The organism is Amycolatopsis sp. NPDC057786, from assembly GCF_042797905.1.
GTDB lineage: Bacteria > Actinomycetota > Actinomycetes > Mycobacteriales > Pseudonocardiaceae > Amycolatopsis.
The window spans coordinates 1-16,800 of the sequence record NZ_JBHVKW010000144.1 but is presented as its reverse complement, the minus strand read 5'-3'; the positions used below and the strand labels follow the sequence as shown (position 1 = coordinate 16,800).

Annotated in this window: 17 protein-coding genes and 1 pseudogene; 7 read left to right on the top strand and 11 right to left on the bottom strand. The window is 66.5% G+C overall.

Translation table 11 applies throughout. The annotated features are described in order from the left end of the window. The first annotated feature begins 234 nt into the window (after positions 1 to 234). The 3 genes from ACFVM3_RS39425 to ACFVM3_RS39415 are packed head-to-tail and all read left to right on the top strand — an operon-like array spanning position 235 to position 2,349. Positions 235 to 1,110 (top strand): inositol monophosphatase family protein, encoded by an 876-nt coding sequence (locus ACFVM3_RS39425; RefSeq protein WP_112276290.1) that lies wholly within the window; start codon positions 235 to 237, stop codon positions 1,108 to 1,110. After that, the gene (locus tag ACFVM3_RS39420; protein ID WP_112276292.1) at positions 1,100 to 1,417 is read left to right on the top strand and encodes a hypothetical protein; all 318 of its coding nucleotides are present in this window, start codon (positions 1,100 to 1,102) and stop codon (positions 1,415 to 1,417) included. Before ACFVM3_RS39425 ends, ACFVM3_RS39420 begins: the two co-directional genes overlap by 11 nt. Beyond that, positions 1,414 to 2,349 carry a hypothetical protein gene (locus ACFVM3_RS39415; RefSeq protein ID WP_146770613.1) on the top strand — a complete coding sequence of 312 codons (936 nt, stop codon included), beginning with the start codon at positions 1,414 to 1,416 and terminating at the stop codon, positions 2,347 to 2,349. Before ACFVM3_RS39420 ends, ACFVM3_RS39415 begins: the two co-directional genes overlap by 4 nt. Positions 2,350 to 2,371: 22 nt before the next feature. Here ACFVM3_RS39415 and ACFVM3_RS39410 read toward each other — a convergent pair. The 11 genes and pseudogenes from ACFVM3_RS39410 to ACFVM3_RS39360 form a co-directional block, all read right to left on the bottom strand. Further along, a pseudogene (locus ACFVM3_RS39410) lies at positions 2,372 to 3,666 on the bottom strand (IS256 family transposase). 146 nt (positions 3,667 to 3,812) lie between these two features. After that, positions 3,813 to 3,926 carry an ATP-binding protein gene (locus tag ACFVM3_RS39405; protein WP_281270746.1) on the bottom strand — a complete coding sequence of 38 codons (114 nt, stop codon included), beginning with the start codon at positions 3,924 to 3,926 and terminating at the stop codon, positions 3,813 to 3,815. Between the two features lie 77 nt (positions 3,927 to 4,003). Beyond that, positions 4,004 to 4,399 (bottom strand): DUF6262 family protein, encoded by a 396-nt coding sequence (locus ACFVM3_RS39400; RefSeq protein WP_072029026.1) that lies wholly within the window; start codon positions 4,397 to 4,399, stop codon positions 4,004 to 4,006. After that, positions 4,389 to 5,177 (bottom strand): tyrosine-type recombinase/integrase, encoded by a 789-nt coding sequence (locus ACFVM3_RS39395; protein WP_378444910.1) that lies wholly within the window; start codon positions 5,175 to 5,177, stop codon positions 4,389 to 4,391. The genes ACFVM3_RS39400 and ACFVM3_RS39395 overlap by 11 nt, the downstream gene beginning before the upstream one ends. A gap of 1,461 nt (positions 5,178 to 6,638) precedes the next feature. Beyond that, positions 6,639 to 7,721, bottom strand: a complete 1,083-nt coding sequence (locus tag ACFVM3_RS39390) for a site-specific integrase (RefSeq protein ID WP_206078107.1) — start codon at positions 7,719 to 7,721, stop codon at positions 6,639 to 6,641. A 123-nt stretch (positions 7,722 to 7,844) separates the two neighbouring features. Beyond that, on the bottom strand, positions 7,845 to 8,552 hold the full coding sequence (gene istB / locus ACFVM3_RS39385; RefSeq protein WP_116051745.1) for an IS21-like element helper ATPase IstB: 708 nt from the start codon (positions 8,550 to 8,552) through the stop codon (positions 7,845 to 7,847). Continuing rightward, entirely contained in the window at positions 8,549 to 9,808 is a 1,260-nt protein-coding gene (istA, locus tag ACFVM3_RS39380) for an IS21 family transposase (protein WP_112271358.1), read from the bottom strand. Before istA ends, istB begins: the two co-directional genes overlap by 4 nt. A 537-nt stretch (positions 9,809 to 10,345) precedes the next feature. Next, a complete protein-coding gene (locus tag ACFVM3_RS39375) occupies positions 10,346 to 10,744 on the bottom strand; it encodes an RNA polymerase-binding protein RbpA (RefSeq protein ID WP_075848243.1) in 399 nt (132 codons plus the stop codon). A gap of 67 nt (positions 10,745 to 10,811) precedes the next feature. Next, positions 10,812 to 11,033 (bottom strand): helix-turn-helix domain-containing protein, encoded by a 222-nt coding sequence (locus ACFVM3_RS39370; RefSeq protein ID WP_075848219.1) that lies wholly within the window; start codon positions 11,031 to 11,033, stop codon positions 10,812 to 10,814. Positions 11,034 to 11,054: 21 nt separating this feature from the next. Next, positions 11,055 to 13,175: a hypothetical protein gene (locus ACFVM3_RS39365; protein WP_378444909.1), complete on the bottom strand. Its 2,121-nt coding sequence runs from the start codon at positions 13,173 to 13,175 to the stop codon at positions 11,055 to 11,057. Continuing rightward, complete coding sequence (locus ACFVM3_RS39360) at positions 13,172 to 14,008, bottom strand: SAM-dependent methyltransferase (RefSeq protein ID WP_378444908.1); 837 nt, start codon at positions 14,006 to 14,008, stop codon at positions 13,172 to 13,174. Before ACFVM3_RS39360 ends, ACFVM3_RS39365 begins: the two co-directional genes overlap by 4 nt. Positions 14,009 to 14,328: 320 nt before the next feature. Between ACFVM3_RS39360 and ACFVM3_RS39355 the strand changes: the two genes are divergently transcribed. The 4 genes from ACFVM3_RS39355 (at position 14,329) to ACFVM3_RS39340 (ending at position 16,743) form a co-directional block, all read left to right on the top strand. Further along, on the top strand, positions 14,329 to 14,643 hold the full coding sequence (locus ACFVM3_RS39355) for a hypothetical protein (protein ID WP_378444907.1): 315 nt from the start codon (positions 14,329 to 14,331) through the stop codon (positions 14,641 to 14,643). A 116-nt stretch (positions 14,644 to 14,759) separates the two neighbouring features. Then, a complete protein-coding gene (locus ACFVM3_RS39350; RefSeq protein ID WP_378444906.1) occupies positions 14,760 to 14,912 on the top strand; it encodes a hypothetical protein in 153 nt (50 codons plus the stop codon). Continuing rightward, positions 14,909 to 15,892 carry a hypothetical protein gene (locus tag ACFVM3_RS39345; RefSeq protein WP_378444905.1) on the top strand — a complete coding sequence of 328 codons (984 nt, stop codon included), beginning with the start codon at positions 14,909 to 14,911 and terminating at the stop codon, positions 15,890 to 15,892. The genes ACFVM3_RS39350 and ACFVM3_RS39345 overlap by 4 nt, the downstream gene beginning before the upstream one ends. Next, positions 15,877 to 16,743, top strand: coding sequence for a hypothetical protein (locus tag ACFVM3_RS39340; RefSeq protein ID WP_378444904.1), 867 nt, complete (start codon positions 15,877 to 15,879; stop codon positions 16,741 to 16,743). Before ACFVM3_RS39345 ends, ACFVM3_RS39340 begins: the two co-directional genes overlap by 16 nt. Positions 16,744 to 16,800 lie beyond the last annotated feature (57 nt).

Below are 16,800 nucleotides of genomic sequence, written 5' to 3'. Positions count from 1 at the left end.
CTCACAGCATCGGATGCCATCACTGTCCGTACCCATCCCGCCGGATTTCACCCCCGGCGTGTCGGGCCGGAAACACCGCTCACGACACAGTCCCCATCGCGGAACGACTGCGAAGCGACGCGCTGACCGTCGAACACCCGTGGTGGCCGCACCACTCCTGACCTTCACCGTCCACGGCCCGGTCCATTCGGCGCTGCTATGCGAGCCGGGTATGCCCGAAGAACCGAAGGAACCATGCTGTCGGCACCCGACCTCACCACTGCCCTGCCCGCGGCACAGGCCGCGATCGATCTTGCGGTCGAGCATGTCCTCAGCCACCGTCCTCGCTCGATCCGGTACAAGGGCGACCGCGACCCTGTATCCGAAGTGGACGAGGGCGTCGAACACGTTGTCCGCCAACGGTTGATTGCCGACGGGCACACCGAGATCGGGTTCCTCGGAGAGGAAACCGGCGCGGTTGGTAGCCAGAAGACCTACTGGGTTCTCGATCCCATCGACGGCACGATCAACCACCACCACGGCAGTCCCTTGTGTGCGATCGCCCTCGGGCTCGTGCACAACCACCGGCCCATCCTCGGCGTCACCGCGCTTCCTTTTCTCGGGCACCGCTACTGGGCGACCGACGGGCAAGGCGCCTACCGCGACGGAGAACTCATCGCCGTCTCGGCCACCGAGTCGCTCGATCGAGCCCTGATCGGGTTCAGCGACTATGGCAGCGGCCAGGACACTGCCCTGCGAGACGTGCTCTGCTCTACTGTGGACCGGGAACTCACCGCACGGGCACAAGGGCTTCGTCGCTACGGCTCTTCCGCACTTGACCTCGTCTGGGTCGCCGACGGCACCCTTGACGCCTGCGTCCTGCTCGGCAACCGGACCTGGGATACCGCGGCCGGGGCAGTCATCGCCCGCGAGGCGGGAGCCCTCGTCTTGGATGCCGACGCCAGCCCTCACACCACCCGTTCCCGGTGCGCGATCGCCACCACGCCGGGACTTCGCGACGAGTTGCTGCCCTTCCTGCGGGTCTTGCGTGGCACCCGTTTTTGGCCCGATGACGACCGACCCGAACCCGTCATGAGTCCGACCGGCTTGCCGCAGAGCGGTGAACCGTAGTGAGGAGCCGGACACGAAGGCGGACGCGATGGTGATCCTGCCGAGTCCTCGCTGGTCGCCGGAAACCCCCGGACTGTCGTTCGATGCTGTCCACGGTAAGGCCGCGCGCCGCCATGCCGACAACGGACCACTCACCGAGTACCTCCCCAGCCTTGGACAACTGCCCGCCACGGGGCCGTCCGCGCTTCCGCTGGACCTCGACGAGGAACGGGCCGCCGCGCGTCGGGCCGCGCTGGAGGGACCGCGGCCCGACGACGAGCACCTGGCGCTTCTCGACCGCGTGCTGCACGCACTGCGCCGCCTGTGACCAGCGCCGCCGCGACCTTGGCTGGAGTCCGTTTCATGCACCCGGCAACCGATGGCCTCACGATTCCCGACCCGATCCCGGACGCTTCGATCTTCCAACCCGCGCCGTGGGTCGCTCCGTCTTCCGAGCAGCTTCCCTTCCTCCGCCGGCGGCTTCACGAGCACTACACCACCATCGCGGCCGAGGGCGCCCAGCAAGGACGAACAGGCCAGGTCGCGCGAGCCGCCGCGGTGGAGAGCGAGGATCGGGAAGTACGCCGATACGCCCGCGATGAAGCCGGCCGCCTCAAGAACGCGAGCCTGACGTGGGTCGACCACGAGGCGATCGAGATGGCCGTGACCTACTCGTCCACCCCGTCCACCGAACCCGCCAGCCCGGACCGAATGCCCAGCATGACCGGCTTCATGCTGTTCGAGAGCTGCATCGGCGGCGCCCTCTATGACGCCGCGCGTGCGCAAGACCTGCCAGGCTCAGGATGGACACCAGCCCCCTGGCTCTACGACGTCTCCGGTTACGTCGAGGCCCCAATCGTCGCCATCAGCTGGTCACGCCTGCCACCGCCGCACGAGGACCGGGTCCAACTGTCGTTCTACACCCCAAATCGGCCGCCCCAATGGGACGGCCTGCCCCCGGACACGTTCGTCGCCCAGTGGGCAGCGACAAAGACCTGCTACAGCGCGGGCTACTTCGCCGACCATGTCCGCACTGTCTCGGCCCGGATGAGCCCGATGCCGGTACTCGCTACCTTCACCGCGACCCTCCAGTTCGGTGAACTGCTCCCCGAACCCGACGCGAACCACTGCGCCGGGTGGGTCCAGACCGTCTACGGCCTATGGCAATTGCTCGACCACAAAGTCAAGAAACCGCTGACCCAGACCGATGTGATCGCAGCTCCGCGATCAGTGACCCGAGGCGACGGGTCTATCCCGTGATCGGTGTTTCCGGCGTTGTTGATCAGTAGGTTTCGGCTCCCGGCCAGCGGTCACCGAACGTGATGGCGAACGCGTTGATCACGGGTTTCCAGCGCATCGTCCATCGGGCGCGGCCTGACCCGGTCGGGTCCAGGCTGCGGGTCACAAGATACAGGCACTTCATCGCGGCCTGCTCGGTCGGGAAATGCCCGCGTGCGCGGATCGCCCGCCGGTAGCGGGCGTTCAGTGATTCGATCGCGTTCGTGGAGCAGATCATCGCCCTGATCTCGACGTCGTAGTCGAGAAACGGCGTGAACTCGTCCCAGGCGTTGCGCCATAGACGTATCACCGCTGCGTGCTTCGCGCCCCATTTCTCTTCGAATTCGTCGAGAGCGGCCAGCGCGGCGTCCGGGCTCGGTGCTGTGTAGATGGGTTTGATGTCGCGTTTGACCGCGTCCCAGTCCCGGCGGGACACGAGCCGGAAGGTGTTGCGGATGAGGTGGACGATGCAGGTTTGCACAATGGTTTGCGGCCATACATTGGTCACCACATCCGGTAGGCCTTTGAGTCCGTCGCAGACGAGGAAGAACACGTCCCGCACGCCGCGGTTCTTCAGGTCGATCAGGACACTCATCCAGAACTTCGCGCCCTCGCCACCAGTGCCATCCACAGGCCCAGGACGTCCTTGCGGCCGTCCACGGTGACCCCGATGGCGGCATAGACGGGCCGGTTGGCAACCTGACCGTCGCGAACCTTGACATGGATCGCGTCGATGAACACGGCGACGTACACCGCATCCAGCGGGCGGGTAGCCCAGTCGTTCATGTCGCCGACGACCTTGTCGGTGATCCGCGAGATCGTTTCCTTGCTGACCGAGGATCCATAGATCTCGGCGAAATGCGCCGAGATATCCCCGGTCGTCAATCCCTTCGCATACAACGACAATACGATCTCGTCCACTTCGGTGAGCCGACGCTGCCGCTTCTTCACGATCTGCGGCTCGAACGTGCTCTCCCGATCCCGCGGTACATTGACTTCGACCTCGCCCGCGGCGTCTGAGATCACCGTTTTCGCCCGGGTGCCGTTGCGCACGTTCGCTGACTCGCGATCCGGGTCGGCCTGGTTCTTCTCGTGCCCGAGATGCTCGGTCATTTCCTCGTTGAGTGCGGTTTCCAGCACGTTCTTGGTGAACAGCTTCAGCAACCCGTCCGGCCCGGTCAGCGCCAGCCCGCGGGCTTTCGCTTCGGCCACCATCGCCGCCGCGGCGGCCTGCTCCGGCGACAGCTCCCGCGCCGGCTTGGGCTCACGCTTGCGTGGACTCACAACCTCAGATGTCATCACTCACAGTGCCCATCCCGCCGGACCTCAGTCCGGCGTGTCGGGCCGGAAACACCGATCTTGGAACAGTCCCGAGGCGACGTCCTGTCAACGCTCTCTCAAAACTGACCCCCGGTGGGTTCGGGAAAATTGACCCCTTGGGTTGGTCAGTTTTGGTTGGTGCGGTTGTCTTTGGCGAGGAGTTCGCGGCGTTGGCGGGTGCGGTAGGAGTCGCCGGTGAGGGTGAGGACTTCGGCGTGGTGGACGAGGCGGTCGATCATGGCGGCGCTTATCTCGACTTCGATTTCCGAATCTTGCCGTTGACCTGGTATTTCGTGTCGTGGACAGGTGTCTTTGACTAGTGATCATCGGTGTTGAGGCGGGCTGTGCGGAGTTGGCCGTGGGCGTGGGCGAGCGCGTCGCGGAGTTGCTGGTTCTCGGTGCGAAGCTGGTTGATTCGCTCGTGCGCCAGGGCCAGACGTTGACGTAGCGAGTCGTCGGTGGCCTGGGTGACGGTGTTGCGGACGAAGTCGGCGCTGGAGCGGTGCTGCTGGAGCTGCTGGATCCGGTCGAGCAGTGCGGGTTGGGTGTAGATCCACGACCGCGAGACGCCGGCCTGGTTGGCGAGCCGTGCGACGGTCACGTGTTCTCCGGCGTCGGTCAGCTCGGTAAGCGTCTGCTGGGCGCGTCGCAGAGTTTGATCGTGGCGCTGGCGGGCGTGCTCGGCGAGATGGTGCGTATGGTCAGCAGGCATCGGAACCGTCCTTTCCGTTGCAGGCGCAGGACTTTCCGCCGCCGCTGCAGCCGCCCGATGTAGTCAGGCTGTCGATGATGGTCAGCAGGTTCTTCTCGACGGTCCGGTTCATCTCGGCCAGACGCTGATGGCCGTTGGTGTCGGCTTGGCTGATCAGAGCCTGGGTCTGCTCAAGCTGACGACGATGCTGGGGCAGGAACTCAGGCGTCGTGACGAAGACCGGACAGGTCAAACAGGCGTTGGCGAACTCGCACTTCTGCTGCAGCGGCAAGGCGCAGTAACCGTTGGGTAGCGCCATCTTCGCCCTGGCGAGGTTGTTCTTCATCCAGACCGCGTCGGCCAGCGGACCGGTGTCGGTGGCCAGCCGCTCACCGGCGATGTTGACCTTGCGGGCGCGTTCCCACTGCTCCCGGATGGTCTTGTCCGACAGCCGCGCGTAATGGGAGGTCATCGCGTGCGAGTCGTGGTCGAGCAGTCGGCGGACGGTCTCCTGCGGGACCTCGTTGTTGATCAGACGGGTGCCGAAGGTGTGGCGCCACTGGTGCGGCGTCACATGGACCTCACGGCCGAGCTCGTCGCGGACATCGCAGACACGCAACCACTCCCGCAGTTCTCCCCGGAAGGTTCCGGTGCTGAATGCCACCTTGCCCTCGGGGTTGCGAGTTGGCCGCGGCAGCAGGAACGCCGGGTCTTCGAACTCGTCGAGAACGGCCTTCTGCTGGTTGGTGATGGCCTCGGCCAGATCGGTGTCGATGGGGACGAACGCATCGCGGCGCATCTTGTGGTTGGTTGTAGCGCAGATAGGGCGCGCCCTGACCGTCGCGGACAACGCAGTCCAGCCGCAGGCGAGCTCCGTCACCGACGCGCAGCCCGGTGCTCATCAGGATCCGCGCCAGCAGACGACCACGGGAGTCGGCGAAGCGGACGAGGTTGTCGAGGTGCTCAAGCTGGACCATCACCGCTTCCGACAACGCCCGTGGTGGCCCCTTGACCAGGCGCGGGTAGTCCTCGGGGAACAGGTCGACCTGAGCAGACAGGCGAGATTCCCAGCCGTGCTGACGGGCCGAGCGCAGTAGACCGGCGAGGCTGCTGAGCTGACCGGTCCGGCTCTTCGGGTTGGGAAACCGTTCGACCAGGTGCGCCAGATGGACCTCGACCAGCTCCCGGGTCAACGCCTCGGGCCCACGCTGCAGAGCCGGAAACGACTGCGCGAACAGGGTGATCGCGCGGATGTCAGCGCCGACGGTCGCGACCGCGATCCCGGTCGAGAGCCGCCAGCGGGCCCACCGTTTGGTCAACTGCCGCAGCCAGATCGGCTCGATCCCGGTGAACCGGAACCGGGTGTCGCGTCCGGGGAACCCGAGCCTGCGCAGCAGCCAGACATCGCGCGGGAACTCCGCGTCCCAGCCCACACCCTCGACAAGGTCACGCAGATAGCCGATCGCGTCCAGCAGGAACCGGCGCTCGATATGGCCGCGCTCGCTGGAGAACCCGAGATAGGTGATCCAGGAATCGGGGCTGCGGTCCAGCAGCGAGGTGACGCCGCCGCCCGGCAGGGCTCGCAGCAGTCGCCGGATCGAGTGCGGCCTGGTGATCGTGCGGCGCTCGTCGACGCGGCATTGGATCGCGTAGGCGATCTCCAGCCGCATCGGCATCGGCAACCGGCGCAGATCGAACCGGTCCCGCCCGAACGTCGCGCAACCGAGCAGCCAGGACTCGATCGGCGGCCGGTGGGCGCGGATCCACCGATTCCGGTGATGGACACACAATCCCGCGTCGCCCTCGGCCTCCAGACCGCAGCCGGGGAATCGGCAGTCGGCCCCGGCCGGCAGCGGCCGGCCGCCGCCATCGGCGATCCACCGCGTCAGATCGACGCGGCCCTGCTGGTGCCAGCGATGCGCGTGGGAGTGGCAGAGGCCGTGCTCGCGGCGGCTGCGACGACATGTCGTGATCGCGCATTTCGGTGGTTGCTGTAGCCAGCGCCGGTTCGCCGGCGCCGCCTTGGCCCAGGCCTCAAGGTCGTCGGGACGGCCCTCGTCGATCCAGCGCTGATGATGCGCCGAGCACTTACCGAAGATCACCACGAGCCGCTCGCAGACCGGCACCAGGCACCGGGGTCCGCCAATCACCGGGTCATCGGGGTCGACCACGATCACCGGCTGCGCGAACTGCGGCCGCAGCCGGGCCGCCAGGTCGGTGCCGGAGTCGTTGTCGCTGTTCGGAATCGGGTGCAGCTGCCTCATGCGGTCGGCCCCGTCGCCGCTGGCTCGTCGAGGAACCCGGCCGCGGCCAGGGCGCGACGAGCGTCCTCGACGCCCAGATGGGAGTAGGTGTCGACGGTGGTGCTGATGCTGGCGTGACCGAGCAAATGCTGCACGATCTCGGCGGCGACCCCGCGACGCAGCAACCCGGTGGCGTAGCTGTGGCGGAACAGGTGGGGCGAGAACGTGATCGCGGTGCGGTCCCGCAACCGGCGCACCAGGCGGTCGACAGTGGCGTAGCTCATCGGCTCGCCGACCGGTTTTCCCCAGAGGTTGACGAACACGTAGTCGCAGTCCAACAGCCCATACTCCTCGTGCAGGTAGTCGCTGTAGAGGCGGAACAGGTCGGCGTCGGCGGGAACTTCCCGTGACCACGTCTTTGCCCGCGCTCGGTTCACGTTCGTCCGGGGCCGGACCGCGACCAACCGGCGGCGGGCGTCGAGATCCTCGTGCCGCAACCCGAGTGCCTCACCGATCCGCAATCCCGTGCCCTTCAGCAGGCTCAGCAGGAACCTGTCCCGCAACCGGTCGCAGGAGTCGATCAGCGTCGTCATCTCCGCCTGACTCAGCTCCCGTGGCGGCCGCCGCTCTGCCCGCAGCGAGATCGCCCGGTGCCGCTCCGGCCGTGCGCCCAGGTGCGCCAGGAACGGCTGCCACGACCCGCCGCGGCGGCCCGGCCGCCACCGCGTCAGCAACTCGCCGAGCGCGACACCGTGCCGCTGATGGAACTCGTAGAACGACGCCAACGCCGACAACTTCCGATTCACCGTCGCCGCGGCGAGATTCGCCTCCACCCAGGGCAGCATCGCCACCCGTCCATCGCGGGCCTCGACCGGCAACCGCAGCCACGTCACGAACCGGCCCAGATCCTCCAGCACAACTCGATCCCACTGCAGGCCACGGCAGTGCAGGAAGTCGAAGTAGTCCCGCAGATCGTGGGCATAGGCGCGGACGGTGTTCGGGGAGCGATCGATCGCGGTCAGATGCGCCAGGAACCGGTCCGCCGGAACCAGTACCAGGCCGTCGGCCAGAACGGTCGCCGACTCCGTGCCCGAAGGCATCACGACCCGCTGCACCCTCAACGCTGATCCCGTCATAGACACGGCAAGGTAATCCGTCCACAACGAACGCCAGGGAGGCGCACCAACCCCATCGTGTACATCGTGGACGCTCAACCCGAGCGGTTAGATAACTGCGGCGACGACGTCGTCGGAGAAGGTCTCGCCCCAGCGTCCGAAGGGCAGGTTCGAGGTGACCATGACCGAGCCTTGCTCGTAGCGGGAGGCGATGAGCTGGAAGAACAGGTTGGCCGCGTCCTGGTCGAACGGGATGTAACCGACCTCGTCGATGATGATCAGCTTGTAGCGGCGGATCTTCTTCAGTTCGGCCTCGAGCCGGTTGGCGTGGTGGGCGTCGGAGAGGCGGGCGATCCAGTTGCTAGCGGTGTCGAACAGCACTGAGTAGCCGGCCTGGGTGGCCTTGACTCCCAAGCCGATGGCGAGGTGGGTTTTCCCGATTCCGGGCGGCCCGAGCAGGATCACGTTCTCGGCTTTGGCGACGAATGTGCCGGTTGCTAGATGCGCGAGCAGGTCGCGGCGCAGGGAGGGCAGGTGGTCGAGGTTGAAGTCTTCGAGGGTCTTGACCGCCGGGAAGTGTGCGGTGCGGATGCGCATCACGGTGCCTTTGGACTCGCGGTCGGCGACCTGGCGTTGCAGCAGCGCGGCCAGGTATTCCTCGTGCGACCAGTTCTCGTCCCGGGCTTGGTCGGCCAGTTGTTCCCAGAACGCCCCGATCGTCGGGGTTTTCAGCACTCTGGTCAGATAGGCGATCATTGATGGCGTGCCGTCTTTCGGCGCCAGGGCCTCGGTTTTCGGCTTGCTGGTAGTACTCACGTGTTGCTCACTTTCTCGGTGGGGTTGGTGAAATCGACGCCGAAGAGGGCGTCGTAGTCCGGCAGCGCCCGCAGCCCGACGGCATGCCCGTCGGCGTGATGACGGGTGGCTGCTTGACGTTTCTGCCGTTGGGCGCTGAGAGCCCGGCGCATCTGCGCAGCCGTGGCGGCATGGGCGGAATCGGTGATCACGCCGTGCTTGGCCCAGGACCGGTGATGGCGGGCAACGACCTGGCCCTCGCAGAACACGGTCACCTTGTCCGGCGACGCGGTCACATCGACGAACCTGCCGATGACCCGCGGATCAACGGAGTAGTCGACGGCGTCGACACGCACGTAGTAGTCGCGGCCGAGCCGGATGCGGTGGTTCAGCCCGATCTGCGGCGCGACCGGCGGCAACGGAAGCATCGACAGGTAGTCGGTCTCCAGAAGGTCGACCGGGCGGCCCTGGATCGAGCGGACGGTGCGCGCGTTGGCCCGCTCCAGCCACTCCCCGAGCTGGGTGTTGAAGTCCGCCGGGGAGGTGAACAGCCGGCCGGGCAGAAACGAGGTCTCCAGGAACCGGTTGTTGCGCTCGACCAAGCCCTTGAACTCCGGATCCCGAGGCGGAGCGAGCGTGATCTTCGTGGCCAGCGTTCCGGCGAAGGCCGCCGCCGGGGCGCTGACCCGTCCGGTCCCGCCGATCGCGGATTCCCGGTCCCACACAAGGGTCTTGGTCACCCGGCCGATCCCACCGATCAACTCCCACATGCCCGACAAGATGTCCCCGGCCTGCCGCGACGGGATCATCGTCGCGGTCAGAAACCGGGAGAACCCCAGCGTCAGCACCAACACCGGTAACACCCGCTCCTGCCCGGCCGCGACCGGAACCCTGGGCTCCGGGAACCACAAGTCGCACTGCGTGACCTGCCCGGGTTCGTAGACCACCCGGTCGACCGGGTCGATGCCTACGTACTCCGGCCGGATCGCCGCCAGCCGCTTCTTCAACGGCGACATCGAGTACGGCCAGCCGATCTTCTGCGCAACCACCGGTGCAGGCATCTTCGGCCATTCCTGCAACAAAGCCCGGATCTGCGGCTCGAACGCATCCGCCACCGAACCCCGCGGCGCCCGCTGATACTTCGGCGGCCGGTCCGACGACAACGCCGCCCGAACCGTGTTCCGCGCCACACCCAACCGTCTAGCGATCTCCTTGATAGGCACACCCTCCGCACGATGCAAACGGCGGATCTCAGCCCAGTCCTCCACGTTCAACACCTCATGATCATCAAGAGGGGTCAATTTTCGGAGAACCACAGGGGGTCAGTCTTCAGGAATCGTTAACACGTCCGAGCCGGCATCATCGCGACGATCGACGTGAACATCGTCCGGGTACACCCGCGGTTCAGGACCGAAGACCTGCCTCCCGACGACGGAGAGGACAACGCCGACCACGACACGTCGGACAACAGCCGCCGCTCGCCTCACTATCGCCACCGGTACTGGCGCGGCCCGTATCGAGCAAACATGTGTATGAACACCTGGGGGCATAGCGAAGGAAACTGTGAACACAAAGAGGTGCCCGTGGGTCGGCATTTGCGCGGGCCGGTCGGCGCACCATTCCGCGAGCGCGTCACGGAACTGCGCGGCTCACCGGCTCGTAACTCCGGCACCGGCCAGCCCAAGCCGTAGACCGCGACCTGCACGTCGATGATGAGGCGAGGCGCCCTCGGGCTCGATACCTCGCATGCTCCGAGGTAGTCGGCTCGAAAACATCAGAGCCAGCCTGCCTGTTACGCCTTCTCGGGCCGGCGGTCATGGCTCGAACCGGAAACCGTAGGTTCGGTCGCCGATGGGCACGCGACCGTAAGGTGATCGGCGCTGCAGGAGGATGCCCGCCAGCGCCTGGTCGACGAGGACTTCAAGATCGGCGATGCTGCGTCGTTCCAAGAGCATGACGTAGTGCGTGCGTGGAGGCTTTCCCTTGGGCGGTTGCCAGGCGGAGTCTTCATTGATGCGGAGGCAATGTTCGACGCCGTGTCGTGGGCATCTCCAGACGGCGGGTATCTCGGCGTCTGTCGAGAATGGCACGGTGAACTCGTGTCCTCTTCGGCACGCGAAGCGGACTTGAATCCGCGGCGCCGGCCGCGCATCGCAATCCGGTTCGCCAGTGTGCGTTCCCAGGCGGTAGCCCCGCAAGACCCGTCTGGGCATCATGATCTCCGCTCGCGTATCGGATGGGCTGGTGTCGCGAGCCGTTCTCGTGCCCGCTGTCGCTGGGCTATGAGGCTTTGGGCTTGGTCCGGGTAGCGCCGCCGCGTCCACGCAGCACCACACCGAACTCCGACAGGATTCGGTGCACGAAGCCGTACGAGCGGTCGGTGGCCTCGGCCAGCGCACGGATGCTGGCGCCCTTTTCGTACTTCTTCTTCAGGTCAGCGGCCATCTTGGTGCGGGCCTCGCCGGTGATCCGGCGTCCCTTGGCCGTGGTGTGTGCTGCCATGCCGTTCGCTCCTCTTCGCGTTCAGGCGGTCGGTTGGTCGGAGTCGAGGGCGTCGCGCCGGGCGATGACGGTGGCCTTGCTCTTGTCGGCGCCGGGGCCGGCGGCGGTGTAGTAGTCGATGGCCTGGCCGTAGCGGCGGTGGGCCTCGGCGGTGTCGCCGAGCGCGGCGTGGACCTCGCCGAGCACGGTGCATAGGTCGGCCAAGTAGCCGACCGAGCCGTAGTCGCGCACGGCCTGCTCGATCGCGGCGAGCTCCGACACTGCCTCGGCGGCTTGCCCGTTCAGGGTCAGGGCCCGTGCCAGGTGCAGGACGGTGCGGGCGTGGCCGATGTCATCGCCGATGCCGGTGAACATGCTCGCCGCCAGCCGCAGGTGGTGGAGTGCGAGCGGGGCGTCGGCGACCTTGGGGTGCAGGGCAGTTTCGCCGAGGCGGCGGTGCCGCAGCGCGATGCTGCGGGCGTCGCTCATCCCCTCGGCGATTTCGAGGGCATGTTCGAGGTCAGGGAGGGCGGCGTGCGGGTCGTCGGCCTTGAGGTGGGCGCGGGCGCGGGTGGACAGCGCGCCGGAGTGCAGCCACGGGTCGCCGACTTCGGCGGCGCGCTCTACGGCAATCGTGCAGATGGCGACGGCGGCCTCGTGGTGGCCGAGGTTGGTCTCGCCGAAGCCCTGGCGGGTGCGGCAGACGACCTCCAGGATGTGCCCGGCGTCGGCCGCGGCATTGGCCCCGAGGAACTGCGAGCTCACCAACTCACCGGCGGTGTAGTTGGGGCGCAGCGGGTTCCACAGGACCTCGCCGAACTGATACACCAGCTCCGTCCAGCCCTGGTCGGCGGCGACCTGTTGAGCGGCGAGAAGGTTGGCGCGTTCGGTCTCGGCCCATTCCAGGGCGGCCTTCGCTGCGAACACGCCGGTGTCCAGACCGGTGTAGACGGGGCTGAACCGGCGAGGGAAAGGATTGATGATCTTGTCGGCCGCCGCCGCGCGCCGCAGGTACCACTCGATCATCCGGCGGCGCACCGCAAGCCGCTTGGCCTGGTCATCCTGGCCTGCCAGGGTTTGCACGTGCTCTCGCAGGACGTCGTGCAGCCGGTAGCGCTCGTCTCCAGTCTCGGTGACGAGGTTCGCCTCCACCAGCCGCCCGAGCCCGCGGCCGACCTCGGCGACCGGCACGTCGAGCCCGGCCGCGAGCGGCTCGGCGGTGAACTCGACGCCGGGATGCTCGGCCAGGCCGCGGTAGAGCCGGGCGGTGGTGGCGTCGAGGTCCTCGTAGCTCATCTGCAGCACTCCTTCAACGGACAGCTCGTGCGGGTCCAAAGCGCCAGTGGACGCCTCGGCGAGGTGGGTCAGGCGGGTGATCAGGCGCGCCGGGTCGCGCCGGGGGTAGGCGGCGAGATGGGCCCCGGCGATGGTTAAGACCAACGGGTGCCCGTGACAGCGGGTGGCCAGCGCATGCAGCAGCTCCTCGCCGATGGGCTGTCGGTCCTCGTCGAGGAGGCCGGTCAGGAGCGCGGCGCCGGTGGCGGCCGGGAAGCAGTCGAGGTCGAGGTGGCGGAAGCCCGCGATGGCCAGCTCGGCGAGCCGATTGCGGCTGGTGACCAGGATCGTGCCGCGCGCCGTGGCAGGTACCAGGGCCTGCACCTGCTCGGCGGAGCGGGCGTTGTCGACCAGCATGGCCACCGCCTTGTCCGAGGTGACCGTCCGGTACAGCGCGACCAGCTCGGCCACCTCGCCCGGCAGGTCGTCGGCGGCGACGCCGAGCGCGCGGAGCCATCCGGCGAGGACCTGCGCGGTGGCCGGTGGCGGGTGGCCGCTCCAGCCGTTGAGGTCGACGTGCAGCACGCCGTCGGGGTGGCGCTCGTAGTGTCCGTCGAGCCAGCGCACCGCCAAGCCGGTCTTGCCGACCCCACCCAGGCCGGTCACCACCACGCGGGTCGGGCCCGCCGTGGTGAGCAGACGGTCCAGCCGCTCCAATTCATCTACGCGGTCGACCCAGGTGTGCGCGGGCGGCGGAAGCTGCCGGGGCACCGGCACTCGGTGCTCGGGAGCGTGAAGGACGATGGTGTCGGCGGTTACCGTGCGGGCTTGCAGCACCTGGCCGTGGACCGATCCGGACACGGTGTTGATGTGCTCGGCCTCGTTCATGCTCGCTCCGCGGGCTCGGGACGGCGGTCGGCGAGCACGGCGTTGCCCCACAGGCACTCGCGTACGGGCAGGGTGAGCCCGTCCGGTCGCCACAAGCCGATCGGCGCCACGCCGTCCGGGTGTGGTTGCCACGGTCCCAGCAGGTCGGCGAACTGCCGCCGGCTTCGGTGGACGAGCGTGATCCCCGCCCTGGCGAGACAGTCCTCGACCGCAGCGGCCGACTCCAGCCCGAGGACGATGCCGTCGGCGTGTGAGCCGGCCAACAGCGAGCCGGGTGCCAGCCGCTCGTGGTACCTGGCCAATGCGGCGGCCGGATCCTCGGCGTCGGGCAGGCAATGCAACACCGACCCAGCCACCACGCCCACCGGGCGAGTCAGATCGAGCAGCCGAGTGGTCACGGCATGGTCGAGCACCTCGTCAACGTGCCGCAGGTCGGCCTCGATCACCCCGGTGCTCGGATCGTCCGCATGGACGATCAGACCGAGACCGGCGATGGCTATGGGGTCGCGATCGACGTAGACGACGCGGACGTCGGGACGTTCAGCCTCGGCGAGATGGTGCACGGGGCGGGTGCTGAACATGCCCGCACCCAGGTCGAGGAACTGCTCGATTCCTGCCGTGAGCATGTGAAGCACTGCGCGGCGGACGAAGGTGCGGCTCTCGCGGACGAATACGTCATACCCAGGCACCAGCCTGGTGATCTTGTCGGCCACGGCGCGGTCGGCCGCGAAGTTGTGCCCACCGCCGAGCAGGTAGTCGTAGATCCGGGACAGCGACGGCGCGTCGAGGTCTACCTGTTGAACAAGACCTGGCGCGTCCTCTTGCGTCGCCATCACCGTGAAGTTCTCCCCACCCCGCCTCGTCACCACGAGCCGACTCGCGCCATGCGTCTGGTCGATCCGGTAGCCGTGACCTGCGGGTCATCCGCACCAGCCGAACCGGCCGAGTCGATTTGTGTGGGCGATTAGACCGGCGACATCAAGATCTGAACCAGAGCGGCAAGGGGGCGCTGGTGAGGCGTTCGTGAGGCGGCACCACGCGTGAGCACGACATCAGCGGCGGCACGGTTCACCCGGCCGAGTGGCATCCCGATACATGACCCGCCGCCACCGTAGTCGAACATACGTGCGAGCGCGGTGGTAGTTTGCCCGACATGAGTTCGTCGCCTCCACCCGCCTCGCCGGACGGCGCACTGCGCTACCGGGTCGACCGCACCGGCACGACGATCGCCGTCCTTCCAGCCACCTGCAAAGGTGGCCGGCACCTCGTCATCCCAGGCGTCAGCAGGGCGATAGCGGTCGAGGACGAAGTCCGCATCGACTGCCCTGCCTGTGCGGCGGTGCCCGGAGCCGACCCGAGCTGGCGCCTGACGAGCAGCCGCCCCAGCCCGGACCGGGCCGAACTGGACGACGGTCCTTATGTTGATCTCATTCTCCATCGCGTGCGAGCGGCAGCAAGCGCGAGGTAGGCCGGCGATGTTGTGATCAACAGCCCGTTCACCTGCGGGAAGGCGAAGACCTTCACGGACACAGCCCGCCGCTCACCGCTGTTTGGGTCCGACTGGATGCGCTGTTCGCTCACCCCGTGGACGCTCTCCGTCACGTCATCGAGACCGGCCTCGATCTGACCGGCAAGGTCCAAGGACGGCTCCATGGACGCTTCCCGAGCGTCGAAGGCGACTGGCTCGGCGAGCTTCTCCAGGTCAGAGGTGACATCGGCGTAGGGTCCACCGGGTGAAGAGCGTCGTCGGGAGCACGTCCGAGGAGGACGGTTCAGAAGGTGACTACCCCGATGTGACCGTCGTGCCGTTGACGAGCCCAGCCGAGGCTGCTCGACTGGCGGCTCAGTACGACAACCAGGTCAGCCGCCTCTTGGCAAGCGAGTCAAGAGGTCAGCATGCACCCGGAAAATGCGCATGGGATCTCGTGACAATGGTCGACTTCCCCGCCGACCGCCGCAGCGCAGTCGCGTGGATCACCGCAGAGGCGATCATGAAGTTCCGATGCGGAAACTCACGAGCGTTCGCTTGTTGGCGCACAGCGGCCTTATCCGCGAATGCTGTAGCAGAAGACGATCGAGAGCTTGTCCTGTCGTTTCTCATCTCCGTCTTTGGTCGACCCGGCGCTGATGAACCCGGCGACACTAAGGTTAAGCAGGGAAAAAGCAATCATCTAGAGGGATTCGTCGCCGAGTGGCTGTGGCATCTCATCATGAAAGAACAGAAGGTCACACATCGCGAGCGTAAATACCTCAGCGAACCGAGCTACTCCGTGACAGAGCAAGGCGAGGATGGGTTCGCCGTCTATGCGCCACCAGGCACGAACATCTCACTCTTTTTCAGGCTGTGGGAAATAAAGAAGCACAACACAGAAAACTCGGTAGTCACCACGACTGTGCAACGTGCCTCTGATCAGCTCAACACCAGGGGCCTACAGTATCTGGCCAAGCTCACCAGTGCTCATCGCCAGACAGACGGTGATCTCGGAATTCTCTTTGCCGAGCTGGGTGATCTATGGATCAACGCAGACCCACGAGCAGGAGCCGGGGTCGGAGTTGCCACCAGCACTGTCAGCCCTCCCGAGGCGTGCTTCTCCCCACTGGAAAGCACCCTCGGCCAGTTCACCAACGCAGGGCAACTGGAAGGGCTGCTCTGCGTGATCGAAAACTTCACTGAGTTCGCCGTCGAAGTCAGGAGGATGGTATGGAGCGCGCTCTGAACCTGCCAGACCTCGTCGAAGCACTTGGTGCCCACCAACCGGGCGTCCTGCCGTCACCACAAGAGTTGGCGAGCCTGATCGCTGACGTCGAAATACGGGCCTTCCGCGGAGACTTCGCCGTTGACGAAACCCTCGAACGTGCCGCGTGGTACCTCCACGCCGTCGCATCGGCCTCCGAAGCCGCAGAGTTGTACACACCAGCACGACAGCGTCGGGCTTTCGCGGTAAGCGCTCACGTCTTCGACTTGACCTTGGCGGACCCCCGCCATGATGCACGTCAACGCCTGAACCTCGCTTTCGGTGCGCAAGTCGGCTACCGGCGGGCTGATCTTGATCCGAACGCGACAGCCGTATATCGCCGTGTCTCGGATCTATTGGTCGACAACACCCCACTTGTCGACCACGCTGAAACATTGGCAGTCGAGGCTGGCGTCGCCTTCCTCGGTCTCGACACGAGGTTCCTGTTCCCTCTACTTCGCAGTTGGCGACGCCAGCTCACCGAACTTGCCGCGACGGTCGAACTCGATGATCTCCAGTCGACGATGTTCGGTCCAGCGCAACAGATAGTACGAGCCGTGTGGTCGCTGCTGCGCTTCTTGGCGTTCGGTACCGGCCGTCAGCTGCCAGTAGCGCGAGCCGCTTTGCTGTCCGTTCTGGACGGTACCGCGGGAACTGGAGACCTTGACGCTCGCTGGGTAGCCGCGCACTTGTTGGCGATCGCCGATGGCCTCGAATCCGGCAGCCTCTACTCGATCCTTCCCCCTGGAACTCCGAATGCCGTGGCACAGGCGTTCTGTCTGGCTGACCCGCCAGTCCTAATACTGCAACGGCAGTTGGTCGTCGTGTGGTAGATCATCGTTGTGGTGGTCGATGTGGTGATGGGGCAGCTGGATCGGGTTCATGATCGG

Coding starts and splice junctions, on each gene's coding strand:
- ACFVM3_RS39425 (WP_112276290.1), top strand. CDS start 235: ATGCTGTCGGCACCCGACCTCACCACTGCCCTGCCCGCGGCACAGGCC.
- ACFVM3_RS39405 (WP_281270746.1), bottom strand. CDS start 3,926: ATGATCGACCGCCTCGTCCACCACGCCGAAGTCCTCACCCTCACCGGC.
- ACFVM3_RS39400 (WP_072029026.1), bottom strand. CDS start 4,399: ATGCCTGCTGACCATACGCACCATCTCGCCGAGCACGCCCGCCAGCGC.
- ACFVM3_RS39395 (WP_378444910.1), bottom strand. CDS start 5,177: ATGCGCCGCGATGCGTTCGTCCCCATCGACACCGATCTGGCCGAGGCC.
- ACFVM3_RS39390 (WP_206078107.1), bottom strand. CDS start 7,721: ATGCCTTCGGGCACGGAGTCGGCGACCGTTCTGGCCGACGGCCTGGTA.
- ACFVM3_RS39375 (WP_075848243.1), bottom strand. CDS start 10,744: ATGCCCAGACGGGTCTTGCGGGGCTACCGCCTGGGAACGCACACTGGC.
- ACFVM3_RS39370 (WP_075848219.1), bottom strand. CDS start 11,033: ATGGCAGCACACACCACGGCCAAGGGACGCCGGATCACCGGCGAGGCC.
- ACFVM3_RS39365 (WP_378444909.1), bottom strand. CDS start 13,175: ATGAACGAGGCCGAGCACATCAACACCGTGTCCGGATCGGTCCACGGC.
- ACFVM3_RS39360 (WP_378444908.1), bottom strand. CDS start 14,008: ATGGCGACGCAAGAGGACGCGCCAGGTCTTGTTCAACAGGTAGACCTC.
- ACFVM3_RS39355 (WP_378444907.1), top strand. CDS start 14,329: ATGAGTTCGTCGCCTCCACCCGCCTCGCCGGACGGCGCACTGCGCTAC.
- ACFVM3_RS39340 (WP_378444904.1), top strand. CDS start 15,877: ATGGAGCGCGCTCTGAACCTGCCAGACCTCGTCGAAGCACTTGGTGCC.